Below are 18,324 nucleotides of genomic sequence, written 5' to 3'. Positions count from 1 at the left end.
GACACTGTGAGACAGTAGCCGAAAAGAATTGGGAGCGTAGTGAACTCGGATCCCGCGGCGGCGCGCATCGACACCAGCAAGCCGCACCCGGCCCGCCGGTACGACTACTGGCTGGGTGGTAAGGACAATTTCGCCGCCGATCGCGAGTCCGCGGACGCGGTGGCCGAGGCCTTCCCGACGGTACAGCTGGCCGCGGTGGAGAACCGCAATTTCCTGCGGCGGGCCACCGCCTACCTGACCGCCGAGGCGGGCATCCGCCAGTTCCTCGACATCGGCACCGGCCTGCCCACCGCGGGCAATGTGCACGAGATCGCGCAGGGCATCGCACCGAAATCCCGCATCGTCTACGTGGACAACGACCCCATCGTGCTGATGCACGCCCGCACCCTGCTCGACAGCTCCCCCGAGGGCCGCACCGCCTACCTCGACGCGGATCTGCGCGATCCGCAACGCATCCTGAGCCACCCGGATCTGCTGGCCACCCTCGATCTGAGCAAGCCGATCGCGCTCATGGTGGTGGCGGTCATGCACTTCATGACCGACGACAATCACCCTTACGAGCTGATCCGGCAGCTCACCGAACCGCTGGCCCCGGGCAGCTTCCTGGTGATGTCGCACGCCACCAGCGATTACCTCGACGAAGAGGACCTGGCGCGCTCGACCGAGGCCAATCAGCGCAGCGGCGTCCCGTTCCGGCTGCGGTCCGGGACCGAGTTCGCGAAGTTCTTCGACGGTTTCGAACCGGTGCCGCCGGGCATCACCGCGGTCACCCTGTGGCGGCCCGAGGAGTATCGCCCGCATCCGCGCCCCGAAGCGGTCAGCATGTGGGGCGGGGTAGCCCGCATTCCCTGATCGATCCCCTCGAATGCCGAACGGGCCGTGGGCCTCCAGCGCCCACGACCCGTCCCCGCCCGGATGCCGTCAGAAACGTCAGAGCCTGCCGACATCCTTGAGCACGCGGCGGGTCTGTGCGAAGAGCATCCCGACATTGACCGTCTTGCGGCACACCACGACGATCACCACGTCCTCGCGACTCTCGGTGCGACAGAACAGGTGGGTGAGATTGTCACTGTTGACCAGGATCTCCTGGAAGTAGTGGCGTTCCAGCCGGATTCCGCGCCGCTCCTTCCAGATGTTCTCGATCATCACCACATTGCGGCCCTGGAACAGCTCCAGGGTGGCGGCGGCCAGCAGATCGAGCACCTCCTGCGGATGGTTGTCGACGGTCTCCACCGCCAGCAGCATGCCGGTGGACATGTCGATGGCTCCCGCGGCGACGCAATCGGGCACCTCCGACCGCAGCACCTTGACCAGGGTCGCCACCCGATCGGTCATGCTGCCGGGTGAGCCGGCTCCGCTCGATGAATTCATTGCGTCCTCTCTGTTCTTCTGGGAGTGAGGGCACGCTGGCCGCGCGGCGCGGGTACCGGGGGGCAGGGCGGGAGCGTGTCGTTGATGCCGCTGGCGCCGCGTCGGCGGCGGGGCAGCAGGGAGCGGCCGGGGCGCGGCGGTTCGATCGGCTCCGGCGGCGGTTCGGCCACCACCGGCGCGATGCCGAGCAGGTCGTCGTCGAGCATCCGGACCACCTCGACGGTGACCGCATACAGGCTGCGGCACAACAACTTCGCAATATCCCGGCAGCTGCGGCGGCCGTTGGCCCACAGCAGGATCTCGCGCCGTCGACCGCTGCCGGGCGTGCTTAGCAGCGCCCGCCCACGCTCGGTGAGCAGCAGGTGATTGCGGTGCGGGGAGACGCGCCCGTGGCCGAGCGCGGACAGGCGCCGGTCGGTCTCGAGCAGCAGCCACCCGGGTTCGACGCCGGGCACCGGCGGCAAAACCACGCGGGGGCCGGCCATCGCCTCGGGATCGGTCGCATCGACCGGCAGGTCCTGCCAGAAGCAGCTGCCGATCCATCCCGAGGCGATGGCGAAACAGCCGTCCACCGCGGCCATTGTGGCGACCACGCGCAGGTCGGCCACCCCTGTGCAAATACGCCCGGGGCGCGCGAGCAATTCACGCACCCCGGGCGCGCCGGGCGAATCCACCGTGACCACCAGCCCGTGGACGACATGGAGGTCCCCGCCCGGATCCCCGGTCACCCGCAGCACCCCGGTGCGCGTGGTGACCGCGGCCTGTGCCAATTCCTGGACCAGTTCCCTCGCGGATTCCCGGCCCAGTGCCGACAATCGCCAGGGTTCGGCCGCTGCAGGTCGGCCGGGTCCGGCGAGTGCTCCCGTAGTCATGGTGAACTCCTGGGAATAGGCATGGCGAATAAAGGCGTTTGCGCAGCCGGAAGATATCCGAATGCGAAAGTGGCACGCCTGGTTGATATTTCGACGGTGAAGCGCCTCGTTCCGGTTCACCGTGCGGGGCATATCGTGTCAGCCCACCGGTTTTGGAGCAATGGTCTCCGGCGAATCGATTACTTAAGTCCCACGGCGTTGCACGGCGGGGCCCGCGGCCGCGATCACGGAAACGAGCATCACCAGCGCAAGCGATCCGCAACACGCGTCCACGACGGTTAAGCGCGCTTGACACCGGTCGCCGGGAAAAGGATTGCGGCACAATATGAACCGCCCGGTCGAATTGATTACCGGCGCGCGCACCCCACCAGGCCGTCCGCCAGTGCGAGCAGATCCTCGGCCGGACGCCCAGCCAGCAAACTCGCGGCCGCCCGCACCCGCCGCCCGGATTCCGCTCGGGCCCACGCCTTTCCACCCGCCCGCGCGATCAACTCGGCGGCCCGGCCGGACGGTGGATCCAGGCTCAACTGCACGGCGACGCCGAGCTCGCGGCCGAATCGGTCCATGGCCGCGACGACCTCCGACGGCGCGCCCGCCGACAGCGCACCCATCGCGCAGGCACAGCCGAACAGCACCGCGGCCCGGTGCCGCAGCGTTTCCAGATAGGCGTCGAGACCGGCCACGGCCCAGGTCTCGTGCGCGCACTCGTGATGCTGCCCCAGGCACAATTCGATGACCGCGTCCTCGAGCCGGGCGATCCCGGCGAGCGCGGCGTCGGGTGCTTCGGCCAGCGTCCAGATCGCCAGACTGTGCAGCGCGTCCCCGACCAGCACCGCATCATCGGCACCCCATAACCGCCACACCGTCGGGCGGCCGCGGCGGACGGCATCGCGGTCCATCACCTCGTCGTGGATCACGGTGAAGTTGTGCACCATCTCGACCGCGGCGGCCGCGTGCAGGGCCGCGTCCGATGAGCCGCCCGCCGCGGCGGCCGCGGCGAGCACGAGCGCGGGCCGCAAGCCCTTCCCGGCCGCCCCGGCGGCGACGGTGCCGTCAGCCTCACACCAGCCCAGGTGATATCCGGCCATCAAACGCAGTTCCGCGGGCAGGGTGTCGACGGCGGTCCGCATGAGCGGTGTGGTCAGCCGCCGCGCCCGGCTCAGCAGTTGCCGGGTGCGGTCCTGGGCTCCGCTTGCCGTGCCGGACCGCCCTTCCGGCCGGGAGAAGGCGGGATCGGCCGCTGTCGACGAACTCATGGCAACCTCCAGTGAACTGCTGCGGATTCGTGGGCGCGCCGGCCCTCAGCGCCGGGCCGCCCGATCGGCGAGCACGCTGACGAAGGCGCCCCGGAGGCCGCCGATCACCGGTTTGCGCACCGCGGCCCGCAGGGTGGGCTCGGTGTAGCGACCGGTCAGCGTGTGCCAGTGCAGATTTCCCGCCATATGGTGGCGCAGCCGCTCGACATGGTCGACGGTCGCGGCACGCACCGCATCGGGCAGTCGGTAATCGGTGAAGAATCCGGGAAGCTGGTCGCGCACAATGAATTCGAATTGCCGCAGCCGCTCATTGGCGAGATCGACGACGATATCGGCGGCCCGCTCGCGCGAGCAACCCAGGAACGACTGGGTGAGATACACCAGATTGTGCAACTCGCCGTCGAATTCGATCTCCCGCTGATACGAATAGAGATCATTGACGAGAGCTGCATAATCGTGCGCCGAATTCTCCAGCTGCCGAACGATACTGGAGTCGTCGAGCCCGGAAAGATCGGAGCCGGAAAGATCGGGGCCGGAATCGATATCGGGCGCGCCGGGGGTATCCAGGGCGCGGAACAGCGGGCCGCCCGCGGTCAGCCGCCGCAGTTCGAGATAGTCGACCGGATCGGGCAGCCGCTGACGAAGCTCGTTGTCCAGCACGCACTCCCAGCCCTCGAACAGTTCGATCAGGGCCGCGCGCAATCGATTCCGGCGTTCGTCGTCGAGCCCGGCAGCGGTATCGGCCCACAGTTGTGACAGTCCGAGTTCGAGCGGGGTGACGGGCGTGGGTGCGGTGTCGCCCAGCTGAAGCGGCAAGCGCCGCAACTGGACTCGCGCGGCGACCGGATCAGCCCGGAACACCCGGGTGGCCAGATCATCGGCATAGGTCCCCCACGTGCACCAGCGGGTGCGCAATACCAGTTCCGCCGCCTCGGCCTCGGGATCGACCATGGCCATGAGCGCGGCGAAATCGGCGGCGGCCAGCGATTCCGCCGTCCACCCCACCACCGGATCCAGCAGCCCCACCCGGGCCGCCCAGTCCGGTACATCCGCGCGGGCCAGTGCGACATGCGGATTGACCGCGACGGCATACGGCATCGACAGCCCCCGCACCGGCAACGGCCCGGGGGTGCGCGGCGGCGGGGTCTGCTGATTGAACCGGACGCGCAGGCCGGGCGCGAGCCTGGCCGCGGTGGTACCCAGTCCGGTCGGGCCCCGTGAGACACCGCTGTTCATATAGCGACTCGACCGCAGATGCCATTCGTGCCCGCCGGCCTGCCAGTCCTGCAGACCCGTGGCATAGCGGACCACCGCGAGCTGTTCGGCCGGGGTGGCCGCGCGTTCGGCGAACAGTTGCGGCACCTCGATCTCGGCGGTGTCCTCGAACTGGTCCAGCCGCGAGGTGAGCATGTCGTTGGTGAGTTCGGCGGCGGCCTGGGTGGACAGACCCAGGAAACGCTCCAGCACCAGCACCAGATTGGCGTTCTCCCCCTCGACGCGGACCTCCCGCTCGTAGGAGAACAGGTCGTTGCGCAGATGCACTGCGTCGGAGAAGGTTTCGCACAGCACCCGCAGCGGCCGCTCGGACGTGAAGCGGTCGGGCACCTCCGCGCCGCAGGCGAACTCCACCAGATTCGCCGACCAGGGCGCGCCGCCCACCCGGCGGCGCATCTCGATGTACTCGATGGGGTTGGCCACCCGGTCGCGGGCGATATTGTCCAGCTCCCACAGGGATTCGACCATGAGGTTGTGGGTGGAGGTGCGCATGCGCGCCCGCCAGCCCGCCGACATGACCGGGATGGTGCGCGCCCAGCAGTCGGCCAGTCCGGCTTCCGAGGGTGTCCCGGGTTCCGGTGCGGGGCAACCGGGTTCGCCCATGAACAGCTCCAGCCGGCCCAGGTAGCCGGTGGCCGCGCCACGATCGCCGGTGGACTTGTATTCCGAGAGGAACCAGTCGTCGAAGTAGAAGACCCAGATGTACCACTCGGTGAGCAGTGCCAAAGTCTCGGCGTCGCAGTCGGGATGGGTGTAGGCGCACAGCAGCGCGTAGCCCATGCGGTCCAATTTCTCGGCGTCCCAGATGGGTCTGCCGTCGACCCCGAGCTCGCCGAGCATGCCCATCCGTTGCGCCCATGCGGCGGAGTGCACGCGCGCGTATTCGTAGTGCGGATTGAGCCGGGCGGGGTGCGGGGTATAGAAATCGGGCAGGGTGAAGGGCTTCAACTCGGGGGCCCTCTCGCTGGGGGCTGGGAGATCGGGCTGGGAGATCCGGTCAGAACTCTCACTGCGACAACGTGATCAGCGTCACAACCATGGTAGAGGCAGGTCGCCGTCTCGCCAACACCTCGCAATCTTCTCCGACCGACCGGTACCTCCCGGACCGGCCCTCGGGGCCCCGGCCGGGATAGCCTGGGCGCTGCCCGTCCACACGCCACCCGCCCCAGGAGGATCGTCCATGTCGAATCCCGCCGCCGACCGCGCCCCGATTCTGCAGCGACTGGGCGCCCGTGGCCGGGTCCGCGTGATCGTCGCCGGTGGCGGCACCGGCGGGCACACCTATCCGGCCGTGGCGGCGGTGCGCGCGCTGCGGGATCTGGCGGCCGAGGCCGGGGCGAGCGCCGAGGTGCTGTGGGTCGGCGTGCCCGACAGCCTCGAGCAGCGGGTGGCGGGCGAGAACGACGTCGATTTCACCGGCATCAAGGCGGGAAAGCTTCGCCGCGACCGCAATCCGCTCAAAATGCTCAACAAGGACAATGCCCGGGACGCCTTGCGCGTCCCGATCAGCGTCGTCACCGCCCAGGGCGTGGTGCGCTCCTTCCGCCCCGACGCCGTGCTGTGCACCGGCGGCTACGTGTGCGCCCCCATCGGCATGGCCGCGGCGCTGCGCCGCCGGCCCCTGGTCATCCACGAGCAGACCACCGGCATCGGCAAGGCCAATCTGCTGCTGGCCCGGATGGCCGATCGCATCGCGCTCAGCTCCGAGGCGTCCATCGACATGCTCCCCGCGAAGGTCCGGGACCGGGCCCTGGTCACCGGCAACCCCATTCGGCCCGCGCTCACCACGGGCGATCCGGCCGCCGCGGTCAAGGCACTGGACTGGGACGGCTACACCCCCGGCCTGCCCACGGTCTACATCACCGGCGGCGCGCAAGGCGCGGTACAGATCAACGACCTGATCCGGGAGCTGCTGCCCGAACTTCTCCTGCAGGCCAACGTGATTCACCAGTGCGGGCGACTGTCCTTCGAGCAGGTCCGCGACCACGCGGCCACCCTGCCCGACGAGGTGCGCGGCCGCTACCTGGTCCGCGAGTTCATCGGCCCCGAGCTCCCCGATGTGCTGGCGCTCACCGATGTGGTGGTATCCCGTTCCGGCGCAGGCACTCTCGCCGAGCTCACCACCCTCGGCAAGCCCTCGGTGCTGATCCCCTACCCGCATTCCGTCGGTGGCGAGCAGATCCGCAATGCCCGCATCCTGGCCGACCACAATGCCGCCCGCGCCCTGGTGGGCGAGGATGCCACGGTCGGCAACCTGCGCACCGCGCTCACCGAACTGCTCACCGAATCCGACTCCCGCGCAGCCGTTTCCGCCGCCGCCAAGGCTCTGGGCCACCCGTTGGCCGCCGAGCACCTGGCGCTGACCGTACTGGATCTGGCGACCCGCTAGCCGCCCATGATCAGGCAGGCGCTGGTGGCGGTGGCCAGCAGCGTCCCGTCGGCGTCGCGCAGATCCGCTTCGGCGAAGGCGACACGCCGCCCCGGCTTGGTGACCCAGCCGTGCGCGCGGATCTCACCGGTGTGCGCGTGGATGGGCCGCAGATAGTTCACCTTGATCTCGATCGAGCTGTAGCCGACCCCGGCCGGCAGCGTGGTGTGCACGGCACAGCCCGCGACCGAGTCCAGCAGCGTGCAGGCCACGCCGCCGTGCACCATTCCGATCGGGTTGTACATGGATTCGTCCGGGGCACAGGTGAATACGACGTCGCCCGGCGCGACCTCGATCGGCCGCATATTGAACAGCCCGCCGATCGGCGCGCCCGGAATCTCCCCGTTCATCATCGCCGTGAGGTACTCCAGGCCGGTCTTGCCGACCGCGGCCTCCAGTCCGACCTTGGGGTCGAACCACTGCACGGTCTTGCTGCGCGCTTCGCCCCAGGAGTCGGGCACATCGATGCTCGTCATAGCCATGACCCTAACACTCTGAGTTCACATTGCGAACCTAGGTAGAATCGACGGATGGCACGGAACTGTTCGGTGGCCGCCACCCTGGAACTGATCGGCGAGCAATGGTCGCTGCTGGCCCTGCGCGAGGTATTCCTCGGCGTGCGGCGCTTCGACGCCATCGCGGATGCCACCGGCGCACCGCGCGCGGTGCTGGTGCGGCGACTACGAACCCTGGTCGAGACCGGCATTCTCGAGCGCGTCGACTATCGCGAACCGGGCGCGCGCACCCGCCAGGAGTACCGACTCACCCCGGCCGGGCGGGAACTGCAGCCGGTGCTGACCGCCCTCATGCAATGGGGTGACAAGCATCTGGCCGGACCGGATGGACCACCCCTGGCGATCACCCACACCGAGTGCGGCGAGCCGGTCCGGGCGACCCTGTGCTGTGCCGCGGGCCATCACCTCGAGGACACCGGCCGCGAACTCACGGCGACCCCGAGATAGGGACGCTCCACGCGCAAAGCTCGCTTGCCACATTACCTTTCATGACATGGGTAACGAAGGTGACATTCACGACCGGCGAAACCCGTAAAGAACAGGTAATGTCGGAGGTGTCAGCAAGTTCTCGGCTATTCCGAGAGATTGGAGATGCCATGCAAATCCAGGTCTTCGCCGACAAGCATGTCGGCGGTGGCGCGATCGCCCAGGAAGCAACGGACACCATCGCTTCGGTACTGGATCGATTCGCAGATCACCTCACCCGGGTCGAAGCCCACATCACCGATGTGAACGGCCACAAGGGCGGTTCCGAAGACAAGAAGTGCACCCTCGAAGCGCGGCCGAAAGGCCAGCCGCCGGTCGCGACCACGCACCGCGCCGCCACCGTCGAGGACGCCTACACCGGAGCCGCGGACAGCATGGCTCATCTGCTCGACAGCAAATTCGGACGACTCCACCACGCCAAGGGTGGGGAGACTATCCGCCACTTGGTGGCGGACTGAAACTCAGGGGCAAGCCCCTGAAACCCCCTGAGAGAGAAGTGATCTAAGGCAATAGCCCGAGGCGGCGTGCTCGCACGACCGCCTCGTGGCGATTGTGGGCACCGAGTTTGGTCATGGCGCTACGCAAGTAGCTCTTGACCGTTTCCGGTCGTACCGAGAGACGCTGCGCCGCTTCCAGATTCGTGCATCCCAGGGCGACTACGGCGAGCACGTCCAATTCCCGCGGCGCGAGGGTCACCGCATCGTCCGGGGCCGCGACCCCCGATACCAACCGGGCAAGTTTCTCGGTCACGTCACGCAGGCGCGAGCGCGCCGCCGCATCCGCTACCACCTGGGTGATTCCCCGCAGTTCCGCGTGCAGGTCCCGAAGTTGTTCGGTAACAACGGTGTTGGCGCTCGTCATGGCCTCGCGAGCGAAGGACAGCCGCAGGCGTCGGTCCACTTCGTCGCGAATCGCCAGTTCGGTCGCGAGCCGCCGGCCGGCCTGCACCATCTCGTCGGCGATGCGGTCGCCGATCACCCCGGAATCCCGGTTGGCCACGTACAGCACCGCCCGCGCCTGGCCGTTGAGCACCACCGGCACCGCCACCACCGCACGCAGCCCCTCCCCGAGGACCGGGCCGTCGTAATGGTGGGTGATGGTCGAGGCCGAGCGGTAGTCGGCCACCGAGCGCGGTTTGCCGGTGGCGACCGCCGAGCCGCCCAATCCGGAACTGGGCGCGACCGACAGTCCGCGCATACCGTTGGTGCGGGTGCCGACGAATTCGCTGAGTACCAGCGTGCCCGCGTGCACCTCGCCGCCGAAGACGACCGGCAGCTTGGACAGGGCCGCGAGCGAGCGTAGTTCCGCGCGCAGCGCGTCACCATCGCTCGGGCGGAGCAATCCGTCGCCGTCCGGAGTCATCGGCTAACCCCTTTCGGGGGTGGTCGGGGCTGGGTGTGACGTAGATCCTACTGGTGTGAGTGAGAGCACGGAGAGCTATGCGTTCGGGGTCTGGGACTCCCCGCTGCTCGGCGACACCATCGGCGCGAATCTGGATCGGACGACGGCCGCGTATCCGGATCGTGAGGCGCTCGTCGACTACACCACCGGCATCCGGTGGACCTACCGCGAGTTCACCGCCGAGGTGGACGCGCTGGCGCTGGGTCTGCTGGCGGCCGGGATCGGCAAGGGCGACCGGGTCGGCATCTGGGCCCCGAACTGCCCGCAGTGGACGCTGACCCAGTACGCGACCGCCAAGATCGGCGCGATCCTGGTCAATATCAATCCGGCGTACCGGTCGCACGAGCTGCGCTATGTGCTGCGGCAGGCCGGGATTCGGCTACTGGTGGCGGCTCCCGCGTTCAAGACGTCGGACTACGCGGCCATGATCACCGAGGTGCGGCCGGACTGCCAGGACCTGGAGCAGGTGGTGCTGCTCGACAGTCCGCAGTGGCGGGAGCTGTTCACCACCGGTCGCGCCGCCGACCCGGACCTGCTGGCGGCGGCGCTGTCCGGCTTGTCCACCGACGATCCGATCAATATCCAATACACCTCGGGCACAACGGGTTTCCCCAAGGGCGCGACGCTCAGCCACCACAACATCCTCAACAACGGCTATTTCGTCGGGGAACTGTGCGGCTACACCGAGCAGGACAAGATCTGCATTCCGGTCCCCTTCTACCACTGCTTCGGCATGGTGATGGGCAATCTGGCCGCCACCAGTCACGGTGCGGCCATGGTGATTCCGGCCCCGGCCTTCGATCCGCGCGCCACCCTGCAGACCGTCGCGGCCGAGCGCTGCACCTCGCTCTACGGGGTGCCGACCATGTTCATCGCCGAGCTGGCCGACCCCGAATTCGACACCTATGACCTGTCGTCCCTGCGCACCGGCATCATGGCCGGGTCGCCGTGCCCGGTCGAGGTGATGAAGCAGGTCATCGACCGGATGGGCATGCGGGAGGTGAGCATCTGCTACGGCATGACCGAGACCTCCCCGGTGTCCACCCAGACCCGCCGCGACGATTCGCTGGCGCAGCGCACCGCCACCGTCGGCCGGGCCGGGCCGCACATCGAAATCAAGATCGTGGACCCGGTCACCGGGGTGACCGTCCCGCGCGGGCAGGCCGGTGAGCTGTGCACGCGCGGCTATTCGGTGATGCTCGGCTACTGGGGCGAGCCGGAGAAGACCGCCGAGTCCATCGACGCCGCGCGCTGGATGCACACCGGCGATCTGGCCACCATGGACGGTGACGGCTACGTCGCCATCACCGGCCGGATCAAGGACATGGTCATCCGGGGCGGCGAGAACATCTACCCGCGCGAGATCGAGGAATTCCTCTACACCCATCCCGACATCCTCGACGCCCAGGTGATCGGTGTGCCCGACGCCAAGTACGGCGAAGAACTGATGGCGTGGATCCGGATGCGCCCGGACACAACACCTTTGACCGCCGAGAGCCTGCGCGAGTACTGCACCGGCAAGCTCGCCCACTACAAGATTCCCCGCTACGTGCACCTGGTCGAGGAATTCCCGATGACGGTCACCGGCAAGATTCGCAAGGTCGAGATGCGCGAGATCGGCGCCCGGCTGATCGAGGAGGACGTATGACGAACACCGACGCCTACCGTGCCGCCCGCGACGGGCTGCTGGCCGCGGCCACGGACTACGACGCCGCGGTCCGCGATTTCGCATGGCCGCAGCTGAGCGGCGAATTCAACTGGGCCACCGACTGGTTCGACGTCATCGCCCGCGGCAACGACCGTCCCGCGCTGTGGATCGTCGAGGAGGACGGGTCCGAGCAGCGGGTCGGCTTCGCCGAGATGGCCGAACGCTCGGACCGGGTGGCGACCTGGCTGGCCGGATTGGGTGTCGGCAAGGGCGACCGCGTCATGCTGATGCTGGGCAATCAGGTGCAGCTGTGGGAGGCCATGCTGGCGGTGGCCAAACTGGGTGCGGTCATCATGCCGACCACCGGAGCCCTGGGCCCGGCCGATCTGACCGACCGGATCGAGCGCGCCGCAGCACGTTTCGTGATCGCCAACGACGCCGACACGGCCAAGTTCGACGAGGTGCCCGGCGACTACACGCGCATTGTGGTGGGCGAGCCGGTGCCCGGCTGGCACGACTACACCGACGCCGCGCAGGTCGAATCCGCGGGCCCGTTCCGGCCCGGCACCGAGGTGACCGATCCGCTGCTGGTGTACTTCACCTCCGGCACCACCAGCAAGCCGAAGATGGTGCAGCACTCCCAGATCAGTTACCCGGTCGGTCATTTGAGCACCATGTACTGGATCGGCGCCCGGCCCGGCGACGTTCACCTGGCCATCAGTGCGCCCGGCTGGGCCAAGCACGCCTGGAGCTGCTTCTTCGCGCCGTGGCTGGCCGAGGCGACCGTATTCGTCTACAACTACGCGCGTTTCGATGCCGCGGCCCTGCTCGATCAGCTGCGCCGCGCCGAGGTGAATACGTTCTGCGCCCCGCCCACGGTGTGGCGCATGCTGATTCAGGCCGATCTGGGCGAGCGTCCGATCGGGCTGCGTGAAATCCTCGGCGCGGGTGAACCATTGAACCCGGATGTCATCGCCCAGGTGGAGAAGGCCTGGGGCCTGACCATCCGCGACGGCTTCGGCCAGACCGAAACCACGCTGCAGGTGGGCAATACGCCCGGCCAGCCGCTCAAGCCCGGTTCCATGGGCCGTCCCGCGCCCGGGGTGCCGGTGGTGCTGGTGGATCCGATCACCGGGCAGCTCGCCGACGAGGGCGAGATCTGCCTGGATCTCGCCGCGGCACCGGTGAATCTGATGACCGGCTACCTCGGCGACCCGGAGCGCAATGCCGCGGTCATGGACGGCGGCTACTACCACACCGGCGATGTGGCCGTGCGGGATTCGGACGGCTACATCACCTATATCGGCCGCACCGATGACGTGTTCAAATCCTCCGACTACAAGGTCTCGCCCTTCGAGCTGGAGAGCGTGCTCATCGAGCATCCGGCCGTGGTGGAGGCCGCCGTGGTGCCGCAGCCGGACGACACGCGCCTCGCGGTGCCCAAGGCGTACGTCTCGCTGGCGGCAGGATGGGAGCCGAACCGCGAAACCGCCCGCGCCATCCTCGAATACGCCCGCGATCACCTGGCCCCGTACCTTCGGGTCCGCCGTCTGGAATTCACGGAACTACCGAAAACCATCTCCGGCAAGATCCGCCGCGTCGACCTGCGTCGCCGCGAGGAGCAGGCGCACGCGGCCGGCGAAACCCTCTCCACCGAGTACCGCTACGAGGACGTACTGAACGACATCACCCGCTGAATCCGCACCGCCCCTTGCCACTACGACAGATCGGAGCTCCCGTGCCCCACACCGTGGAAACCGCGACCGCCTACGTCATTGCCGCCCTCGAGGCCAAGGGCACGGCGACCCGCGAGGACTTCGACATTCCGGGCATCGTCACCACCACCCACAGTCTCACGCAGACATGGGATTTCCACGTGCTCGATCGTCGCAGGTTCTGGGGCATCGCGGCCTCGTTCATCCGCGCCTGACCCCGCCCCGCCGAGCAGCCCCGACAACCCGGCGGCAACCTTCCTGTGCACCGGATGACCATGGTCGAGCGCCGGATGACCCTGGTCGAGCGGGCTGCCTCACAGTTCGGCGAATTCCCGGTTTCCGGCCGGGAATTCCCCGCACCATTGGCGTATGCACACCTCCGATACCGTCACGCTGCCCCGGTTCGTCCTGCGCCACGCGGCCCGGGTGGGTATCGATCCGCATCGGCTGGCGCGCCAGGCCGGGCTGCCGGACTGGCTGGCGGCCGCGGATACCGCGCGGGTGGCCAGCGACATCTATCCGCGGCTGTGGGAGCTGCTCACCCACGAATCCGGCGATCCGGACGCGACCCTGCGGGTGCTGGGGGAATACCGGCTCGGTGAGTTCGGCCTCTTCGACTATCTGATCTCGACCGCGGAGACGCTGTACGACGGGCTGACCGCCATCAACCCCTATATCGGCGCGGTGAGCACCAACTTCCGCTTCGAGGCGGGTGTGCAGACCGAGACCGAGTCCTCGTTCGACCTGCACATGATCAATGCCGAGGGCCTGGGCCGGGAGCTGAGCGTGCAGTCCGGGCTGGGCCTGGTGGTCTCGCGAGTCCGCCAGATGACCGGTCGCGGAATCGATCCCGTGCGCATGAGCTTCCAGCAGCGGGCCCCGCGCAGTCACGCCGCCTTCGTCGATTATTTCGGTACCGCCGATCTGGAATTCGGGGCCTTCCGCAACAGCGTCACCTACCGCGTCGCCGACCTCGAACTGCCGCACGTCACCGCGGATCCGATGCTCGCGGCGGTGCTACGCCGGCACGCCGCCGCCCTCCCCCCGCCGCCCCCGCGCGCCACCGAATGGCCCGACCGCGTGGCGACCGCACTGGCCGGTGTCCTCGACGAGTCCGACCAGCTGCTGGAGGAAGTCGCCCGCCGCCTCTACACCAGCCCCCGCACCCTGCAACGCCGGCTCGCCGAATCCGGCACCACCTGGCGCCTCGAGGTCGACCGCGCCCGCAAACGCCACCTGGAACAGCTCACCCCCGATCCGGCTGCCGCGCAGCGGAGAGAAGCGCTATGACCGACCCCCGATACATCCGCACCCCAACGAGCGCACGTCTTCGTTCTGGCAGGACGGCCCACACCCGGCGGACGGGACCGCTCCGGGCCGGGACGACGGCGGGGCACGAATGACCGGATCGGACAGTGTGTTGCTCGCCCGCTTCGTGCTGCGGCGGGCGCGCACGATGGGGTTGAATCCGCTGGAGTTGGCGCGGGCGGCGGGTGTCGGACCCGGCGCGCTGGACGGGCCGCCGGGAAGCCTTCCGGGCCAGTGCTATCCGCGGCTGTGGGAGTTGTTCGAACGGCGGATCGACTCGGCCCACGTGGGCCTGCTGGCGGCCCGGCGATACGGAATGGGAGAACTGGGGATGACCGACTATCTGCTGTCCACGGCCGCGACCGTCGGCGAAGGATTATGCGCGGCAGGGGAATTCGGTTCGCGGATGAGCAGTGCCCGGCGGCTGCAGGTGGCGGCCGAGACGGACCGGCACCTCACCCTGACCACCGATACCGCGAGCGACGCCGACAGCCGCGGTGCGGAACTGGCGGCGCAGGCCAGTTTCGCCTTCCTCACCGCCCGTGCCAGATTCGGCGCGCAGGCGGCGATCGTGCCCGCGGCGATCACCTTCCGCCAGCGCGCACCGCGCCACCATGCGCCGTTCCTCGAGTTCTTCGGCACCAGCACCATCGAATTCGGGGCCGCCGCCAACTCGTTGACACTGCGTCGCGCCGACCTGGATCGGCCGCAGCACAGTGCGAATCCGGGACTGGCCGCGGTGCTGCGCCGCGGCGCCCGGGCGACCGTCCTACCCGAACCGCCTGCCCGCGCCTGGGCCGATCTCGTAGCCGCCGAGCTGGATTCGGCCAGGATCGGGGCGCCGACACCGCACCCGGTGACCTTGGACGACATGGCCCGGCACCTGAACACCAGTACGCGGACACTGCAGCGGCGGCTCGCGGCGGCGGGAACCGGCTGGCACCGGGAGCTGGCGAGCGCCCGCATGCGGGCCGGCGACGGATCGTCGTGAGCAGCCGATCCGATTGCCACGACAGCATTCTCATGGCCCGGTTCGCTCTCGAACGCGCCGCCGGGGCCGGGCTCGACGCCGATCGCATCGCCCGGCTGGCGGGTGTGCCCGCCTGGCGCGAGGGCGGTGAGGGCGACCGGGTGACGCCGCGGTACTGCCTGCGCGTGTGGGAGCTGCTCGAGCAGGAGTCCGGCGATCCCGATATCGCACTGCGGGTCTCGGAGGAGAGCACGCCCGGCGAGTTCGGATTGCTCGAGTACCTGTTCCTGTCGGCGGACACGCTGGGTTCGGCGCTGGAGGCATGTACGCGCCACACCGGCAGCCTCACCACGAGTTACCAATTCCGGATCGCCGAGCGTACCGAGCACGAGGTCCGCTACGAGGTGCTCTCGGCCGTGGACGACTGCCGGGGCCGAGAGTTGTTGGTGCAGTGCTGTTTCGCCTTGGTGCTGGGCCGGGGTCGCGCGGCCACGCGCTGTCCGGTGGTGCCGTCGCAGGTGAGCTTCCGGCAGCCGGCACCGGCGGATCGAAGCCGGTTCGTCAGCCTGTTCGGCACCCGCGCAATCGATTTCGGCTGTGTCGCGGACACCGTGACGCTGCGGACGGCGGATCTGGCGCTGCCGATGAAGTCGGCCGATCCGGAGTTGACGACCGTGCTGCTGTCCTACGCGGCCACCCTGCCCACCACGCCCGAGTTCGGGGTGAGCTGGCTCGATCAGCTCGGCGATGCGCTCGACGCGGCGCTGGAGGAGGGTCCGGCCACGTTGGAGGCGGTAGCGCGACGGCTGCTGACGTCACCAAGATCATTACAGCGGCGCCTGGCAGATGCCGGAACCACGTGGCGCCGCGAGGTGGATCGCGCGCGCCGCCGCAGATTGCGCCGGGCCGAACACCTTTCGCGCGCCCAGCAGGCGGAATTCCTCGGATACGCGGATCCGGCGAGCCTGCGGCGGGCGGTGAATCGGTGGCGGGAACGCGATGATTCATGAGAATCCGACCCCGCCCGAAAGCCGAAATCGCACCTACCGTACGGTATTCCGGCAACCACACAGCTAGGTTGGCGTGCCCCGGTTAGGTTTGGCGTCTTCGGAACTCCCCTGTGGCGGAACCGGAAACAAGACTGGTCGGGAACGCCAGGACGCGCCGGCCGCGAGGCTCGCCACGGCGTTGCAGCACCCACCCGGACCGGTTAATCGATTGGAGCTTCCTCGTGGCCCACACCGCAGAAACCGCCACCGCCTACGTCGTCACGGCCGTGGAGGCCAAGGGCACCGCAACCCGGCACGACTTCGACATCCCGGCCATCGTGAGCGCCACCCACAGCCTCACCGAGAGCTGGGATTTCCACAGCGTGGACCGGGGGATGTTCTGGAACATCGTGGCGACGTTCCTGGAGCACTAGACGCCGTCGACGGACAGCACCGCGGTCATCAGGGCCATCGCCGCCGCGCAGGGATCGGGCCGGGCGGTGTGATCGCGGTTGTGCACCCACCAGGTGACGGTCCCGGTATCGGCCACCGTCACCGCGCAACTGCCCGGATCCTTCGGATCGCGCCAGTACATGCCGCCGAAGTTCCGGACCACCAATCGTTCGATCTGGTAACCGAATTGGCCCGCGACCTGAACCTCGCGGGAAAGCGTGTCGTCTCGCAGCCAGGCATAGGTGAGGTCGACCGCACCACCGCCCGCGTTGACGGCGGTCCAGTCGCAGATGGTGGGCTCGCTGAGCCGCTTCATACCGGTGACATTGATGGCGCTCGCCAGCTTCTGATCTTCCAATGGTCCGCAACCGGCCAGGAAGTTCGGATCCGAGGACACGCGCGCATCGTCCTGTTTGCCCCCGTGCGAGCAGCCGGTCACCGTGGCGATCAGCAACGCCGCCACCGCGATTCGGGAGTACCAGCGTGCCATCAGCCCTGTCCCGCCTGTTGCAACGTGGCCGCGGCCAGCGCTTCGACGCCCGGGCAGGACTGGGTGTTCGAACCGCCGGGCACGGTGTGCCGCACCGTCCAGTCGATGAAGTCGGTATCGCCGAACGCGACCGCCACCTCACACCCGCTCGCGTCCCGCCATTCGATCCCGGCCTGCCCCGCGACCTGAACGGTGGCGGGCTTGCCGGTGGTCACCTGGGTGCGGCGTTCCTCGAGCGAACTGCCCCGGAACCAGTGGAAGATCACCGCGTCGCCACCGCTGCCCGGCTGCCATACGCAACTCAGGGCATTCACCGACACCCGAGCCGGATCGGCGAGCCCCGCCTGCCGCCCGACCTCCGCGTCCGACACCCCACCGCAGAGCCCGATCGTATTCGGTGACGCCAGTACCGCTTTGGGCGCGGCACTCGTGGTCGTGGCCGCCTGCGGCGTCGAGGTGCCGCCGCAGCCCGCGACCGCCACCCCGATCAGGGCGATCCCTGCCGCCACGCCCACCGCTCTCATCACGCCGACCAGCGTAGGCGAACGCCACCGGTCGTGCGATCCACGCCACGATCGAATATGAATTTTGACAATTCACAGGACATTAACTACGTTCGATGTCGCACCTCGATAGGCGAGGCTCCTGTACGAACACAGGCCACTGATCTGACGACGTCGAGAGACGCCCAAGGTTAGGACAGATTTCCCCGGATTAAGGGGTTATCCAAAGTGGCTTTCCCGCGGAAGCGGAATACGTCGCACAGTGCCAAAACTCTGACGAGAGGGTGTTCGTCCCGTTCCGGTTTCGCCGGACGACCTTCCCCCGTGTGCGCTGTCGTATCGCGTTCAACCAGTTTGAGGAGGTCGGGGCAGCCAGATGACGCCCTCTGACAGTCCGGAGTCTCCGGGCCGGCCCCTCCGCCTGCGAGCGGGCCACTAAACATATCGACGTCGCGTCGCCTCGACGCGCGTAAATCCACCGATATTCCGGTGCCGCACACTGCGCGGTTCCGTGATATTCGCATGCCGATTTCCGACTGAATTCGGAATTCCGCCAATGCCATATGCCGTCCGCGCAATCGTGCGCGACGGAATTCACCGCTGCCCGCAATACCGTGCCGGGCGGCGGCAGATGAGGGGACACC

At 68.4% G+C, this 18,324-nt stretch carries 19 protein-coding genes and 1 riboswitch; of the genes, 11 read left to right on the top strand and 8 right to left on the bottom strand.

Features of this window, described 5'->3' with window-relative positions; genetic code table 11:
- Positions 1-39 precede the first annotated feature (39 nt).
- The gene (locus tag ACFXHA_RS26480) at positions 40-852 is read left to right on the top strand and encodes an SAM-dependent methyltransferase (RefSeq protein WP_379361256.1); all 813 of its coding nucleotides are present in this window, start codon (positions 40-42) and stop codon (positions 850-852) included.
- A gap of 78 nt (positions 853-930) precedes the next feature.
- On the opposite strand, the gene ACFXHA_RS26475 is transcribed toward ACFXHA_RS26480, so the two are convergent.
- From ACFXHA_RS26475 to ACFXHA_RS26460, 4 genes are all read right to left on the bottom strand, one after another.
- A complete protein-coding gene (locus ACFXHA_RS26475; protein WP_379361254.1) occupies positions 931-1,371 on the bottom strand; it encodes a hypothetical protein in 441 nt (146 codons plus the stop codon).
- Complete coding sequence (locus ACFXHA_RS26470) at positions 1,368-2,243, bottom strand: hypothetical protein (RefSeq protein WP_379361252.1); 876 nt, start codon at positions 2,241-2,243, stop codon at positions 1,368-1,370. The genes ACFXHA_RS26475 and ACFXHA_RS26470 overlap by 4 nt, the downstream gene beginning before the upstream one ends.
- A gap of 347 nt (positions 2,244-2,590) precedes the next feature.
- The gene (locus ACFXHA_RS26465; protein WP_379361250.1) at positions 2,591-3,499 is read right to left on the bottom strand and encodes a polyprenyl synthetase family protein; all 909 of its coding nucleotides are present in this window, start codon (positions 3,497-3,499) and stop codon (positions 2,591-2,593) included.
- Between the two features lie 45 nt (positions 3,500-3,544).
- Positions 3,545-5,722, bottom strand: a complete 2,178-nt coding sequence (locus ACFXHA_RS26460; RefSeq protein WP_379361248.1) for a germacradienol/geosmin synthase — start codon at positions 5,720-5,722, stop codon at positions 3,545-3,547.
- A gap of 232 nt (positions 5,723-5,954) precedes the next feature.
- Between ACFXHA_RS26460 and ACFXHA_RS26455 the strand changes: the two genes are divergently transcribed.
- A complete protein-coding gene (locus ACFXHA_RS26455) occupies positions 5,955-7,163 on the top strand; it encodes a glycosyltransferase (protein WP_379361246.1) in 1,209 nt (402 codons plus the stop codon).
- On the opposite strand, the gene ACFXHA_RS26450 is transcribed toward ACFXHA_RS26455, so the two are convergent.
- Positions 7,160-7,678 (bottom strand): PaaI family thioesterase, encoded by a 519-nt coding sequence (locus ACFXHA_RS26450; RefSeq protein WP_379361244.1) that lies wholly within the window; start codon positions 7,676-7,678, stop codon positions 7,160-7,162. The genes ACFXHA_RS26455 and ACFXHA_RS26450 overlap by 4 nt on opposite strands.
- A 54-nt stretch (positions 7,679-7,732) precedes the next feature.
- Here ACFXHA_RS26450 and ACFXHA_RS26445 point away from each other — a divergent pair, with 54 nt between their 5' ends.
- Both ACFXHA_RS26445 and ACFXHA_RS26440 read left to right on the top strand, forming a co-directional pair.
- Positions 7,733-8,164, top strand: coding sequence for a winged helix-turn-helix transcriptional regulator (locus tag ACFXHA_RS26445; protein ID WP_379361242.1), 432 nt, complete (start codon positions 7,733-7,735; stop codon positions 8,162-8,164).
- 149 nt (positions 8,165-8,313) lie between these two features.
- Positions 8,314-8,661, top strand: a complete 348-nt coding sequence (locus ACFXHA_RS26440; protein WP_379361240.1) for a ribosomal subunit interface protein — start codon at positions 8,314-8,316, stop codon at positions 8,659-8,661.
- Between the two features lie 43 nt (positions 8,662-8,704).
- On the opposite strand, the gene ACFXHA_RS26435 is transcribed toward ACFXHA_RS26440, so the two are convergent.
- Positions 8,705-9,565, bottom strand: coding sequence for a LuxR C-terminal-related transcriptional regulator (locus ACFXHA_RS26435; RefSeq protein ID WP_379361239.1), 861 nt, complete (start codon positions 9,563-9,565; stop codon positions 8,705-8,707).
- Between the two features lie 55 nt (positions 9,566-9,620).
- Here ACFXHA_RS26435 and ACFXHA_RS26430 point away from each other — a divergent pair, with 55 nt between their 5' ends.
- The 7 genes from ACFXHA_RS26430 (at position 9,621) to ACFXHA_RS26400 (ending at position 16,668) form a co-directional block, all read left to right on the top strand.
- Positions 9,621-11,252: an AMP-binding protein gene (locus tag ACFXHA_RS26430; protein ID WP_379361237.1), complete on the top strand. Its 1,632-nt coding sequence runs from the start codon at positions 9,621-9,623 to the stop codon at positions 11,250-11,252.
- On the top strand, positions 11,249-12,949 hold the full coding sequence (locus ACFXHA_RS26425) for an AMP-binding protein (RefSeq protein ID WP_379361235.1): 1,701 nt from the start codon (positions 11,249-11,251) through the stop codon (positions 12,947-12,949). Before ACFXHA_RS26430 ends, ACFXHA_RS26425 begins: the two co-directional genes overlap by 4 nt.
- A gap of 41 nt (positions 12,950-12,990) precedes the next feature.
- Positions 12,991-13,182 carry a hypothetical protein gene (locus ACFXHA_RS26420; protein WP_379361233.1) on the top strand — a complete coding sequence of 64 codons (192 nt, stop codon included), beginning with the start codon at positions 12,991-12,993 and terminating at the stop codon, positions 13,180-13,182.
- Positions 13,183-13,336: 154 nt separating this feature from the next.
- Positions 13,337-14,257, top strand: coding sequence for an AraC family transcriptional regulator ligand-binding domain-containing protein (locus tag ACFXHA_RS26415; RefSeq protein WP_379361231.1), 921 nt, complete (start codon positions 13,337-13,339; stop codon positions 14,255-14,257).
- A gap of 109 nt (positions 14,258-14,366) precedes the next feature.
- Complete coding sequence (locus tag ACFXHA_RS26410; protein WP_379361229.1) at positions 14,367-15,266, top strand: AraC family transcriptional regulator ligand-binding domain-containing protein; 900 nt, start codon at positions 14,367-14,369, stop codon at positions 15,264-15,266.
- On the top strand, positions 15,263-16,255 hold the full coding sequence (locus ACFXHA_RS26405; RefSeq protein ID WP_379361227.1) for an AraC family transcriptional regulator: 993 nt from the start codon (positions 15,263-15,265) through the stop codon (positions 16,253-16,255). The genes ACFXHA_RS26410 and ACFXHA_RS26405 overlap by 4 nt, the downstream gene beginning before the upstream one ends.
- Before the next feature lie 221 nt (positions 16,256-16,476).
- Positions 16,477-16,668 (top strand): hypothetical protein, encoded by a 192-nt coding sequence (locus ACFXHA_RS26400; RefSeq protein ID WP_379361225.1) that lies wholly within the window; start codon positions 16,477-16,479, stop codon positions 16,666-16,668.
- Here the strand turns inward: ACFXHA_RS26400 and ACFXHA_RS26395 are convergent.
- Together ACFXHA_RS26395 and ACFXHA_RS26390 are read right to left on the bottom strand one after the other, a co-directional pair.
- Positions 16,665-17,177 (bottom strand): DUF3558 domain-containing protein, encoded by a 513-nt coding sequence (locus ACFXHA_RS26395; protein WP_379361223.1) that lies wholly within the window; start codon positions 17,175-17,177, stop codon positions 16,665-16,667. The genes ACFXHA_RS26400 and ACFXHA_RS26395 overlap by 4 nt on opposite strands.
- Positions 17,177-17,701 (bottom strand): DUF3558 family protein, encoded by a 525-nt coding sequence (locus tag ACFXHA_RS26390; RefSeq protein WP_379361614.1) that lies wholly within the window; start codon positions 17,699-17,701, stop codon positions 17,177-17,179. Before ACFXHA_RS26390 ends, ACFXHA_RS26395 begins: the two co-directional genes overlap by 1 nt.
- Positions 17,702-17,798: 97 nt before the next feature.
- A riboswitch (M-box (ykoK) riboswitch) is annotated at positions 17,799-17,971 on the top strand.
- Positions 17,972-18,324: the final 353 nt, after the last annotated feature.

Origin of the sequence: Nocardia sp. NPDC059240 (genome assembly GCF_042753865.1) — a bacterium.
In the GTDB taxonomy this organism is placed as follows: Bacteria; Actinomycetota; Actinomycetes; order Mycobacteriales; family Mycobacteriaceae; genus Nocardia.
This window is presented reverse-complemented; position numbering and strand designations above follow the sequence as displayed.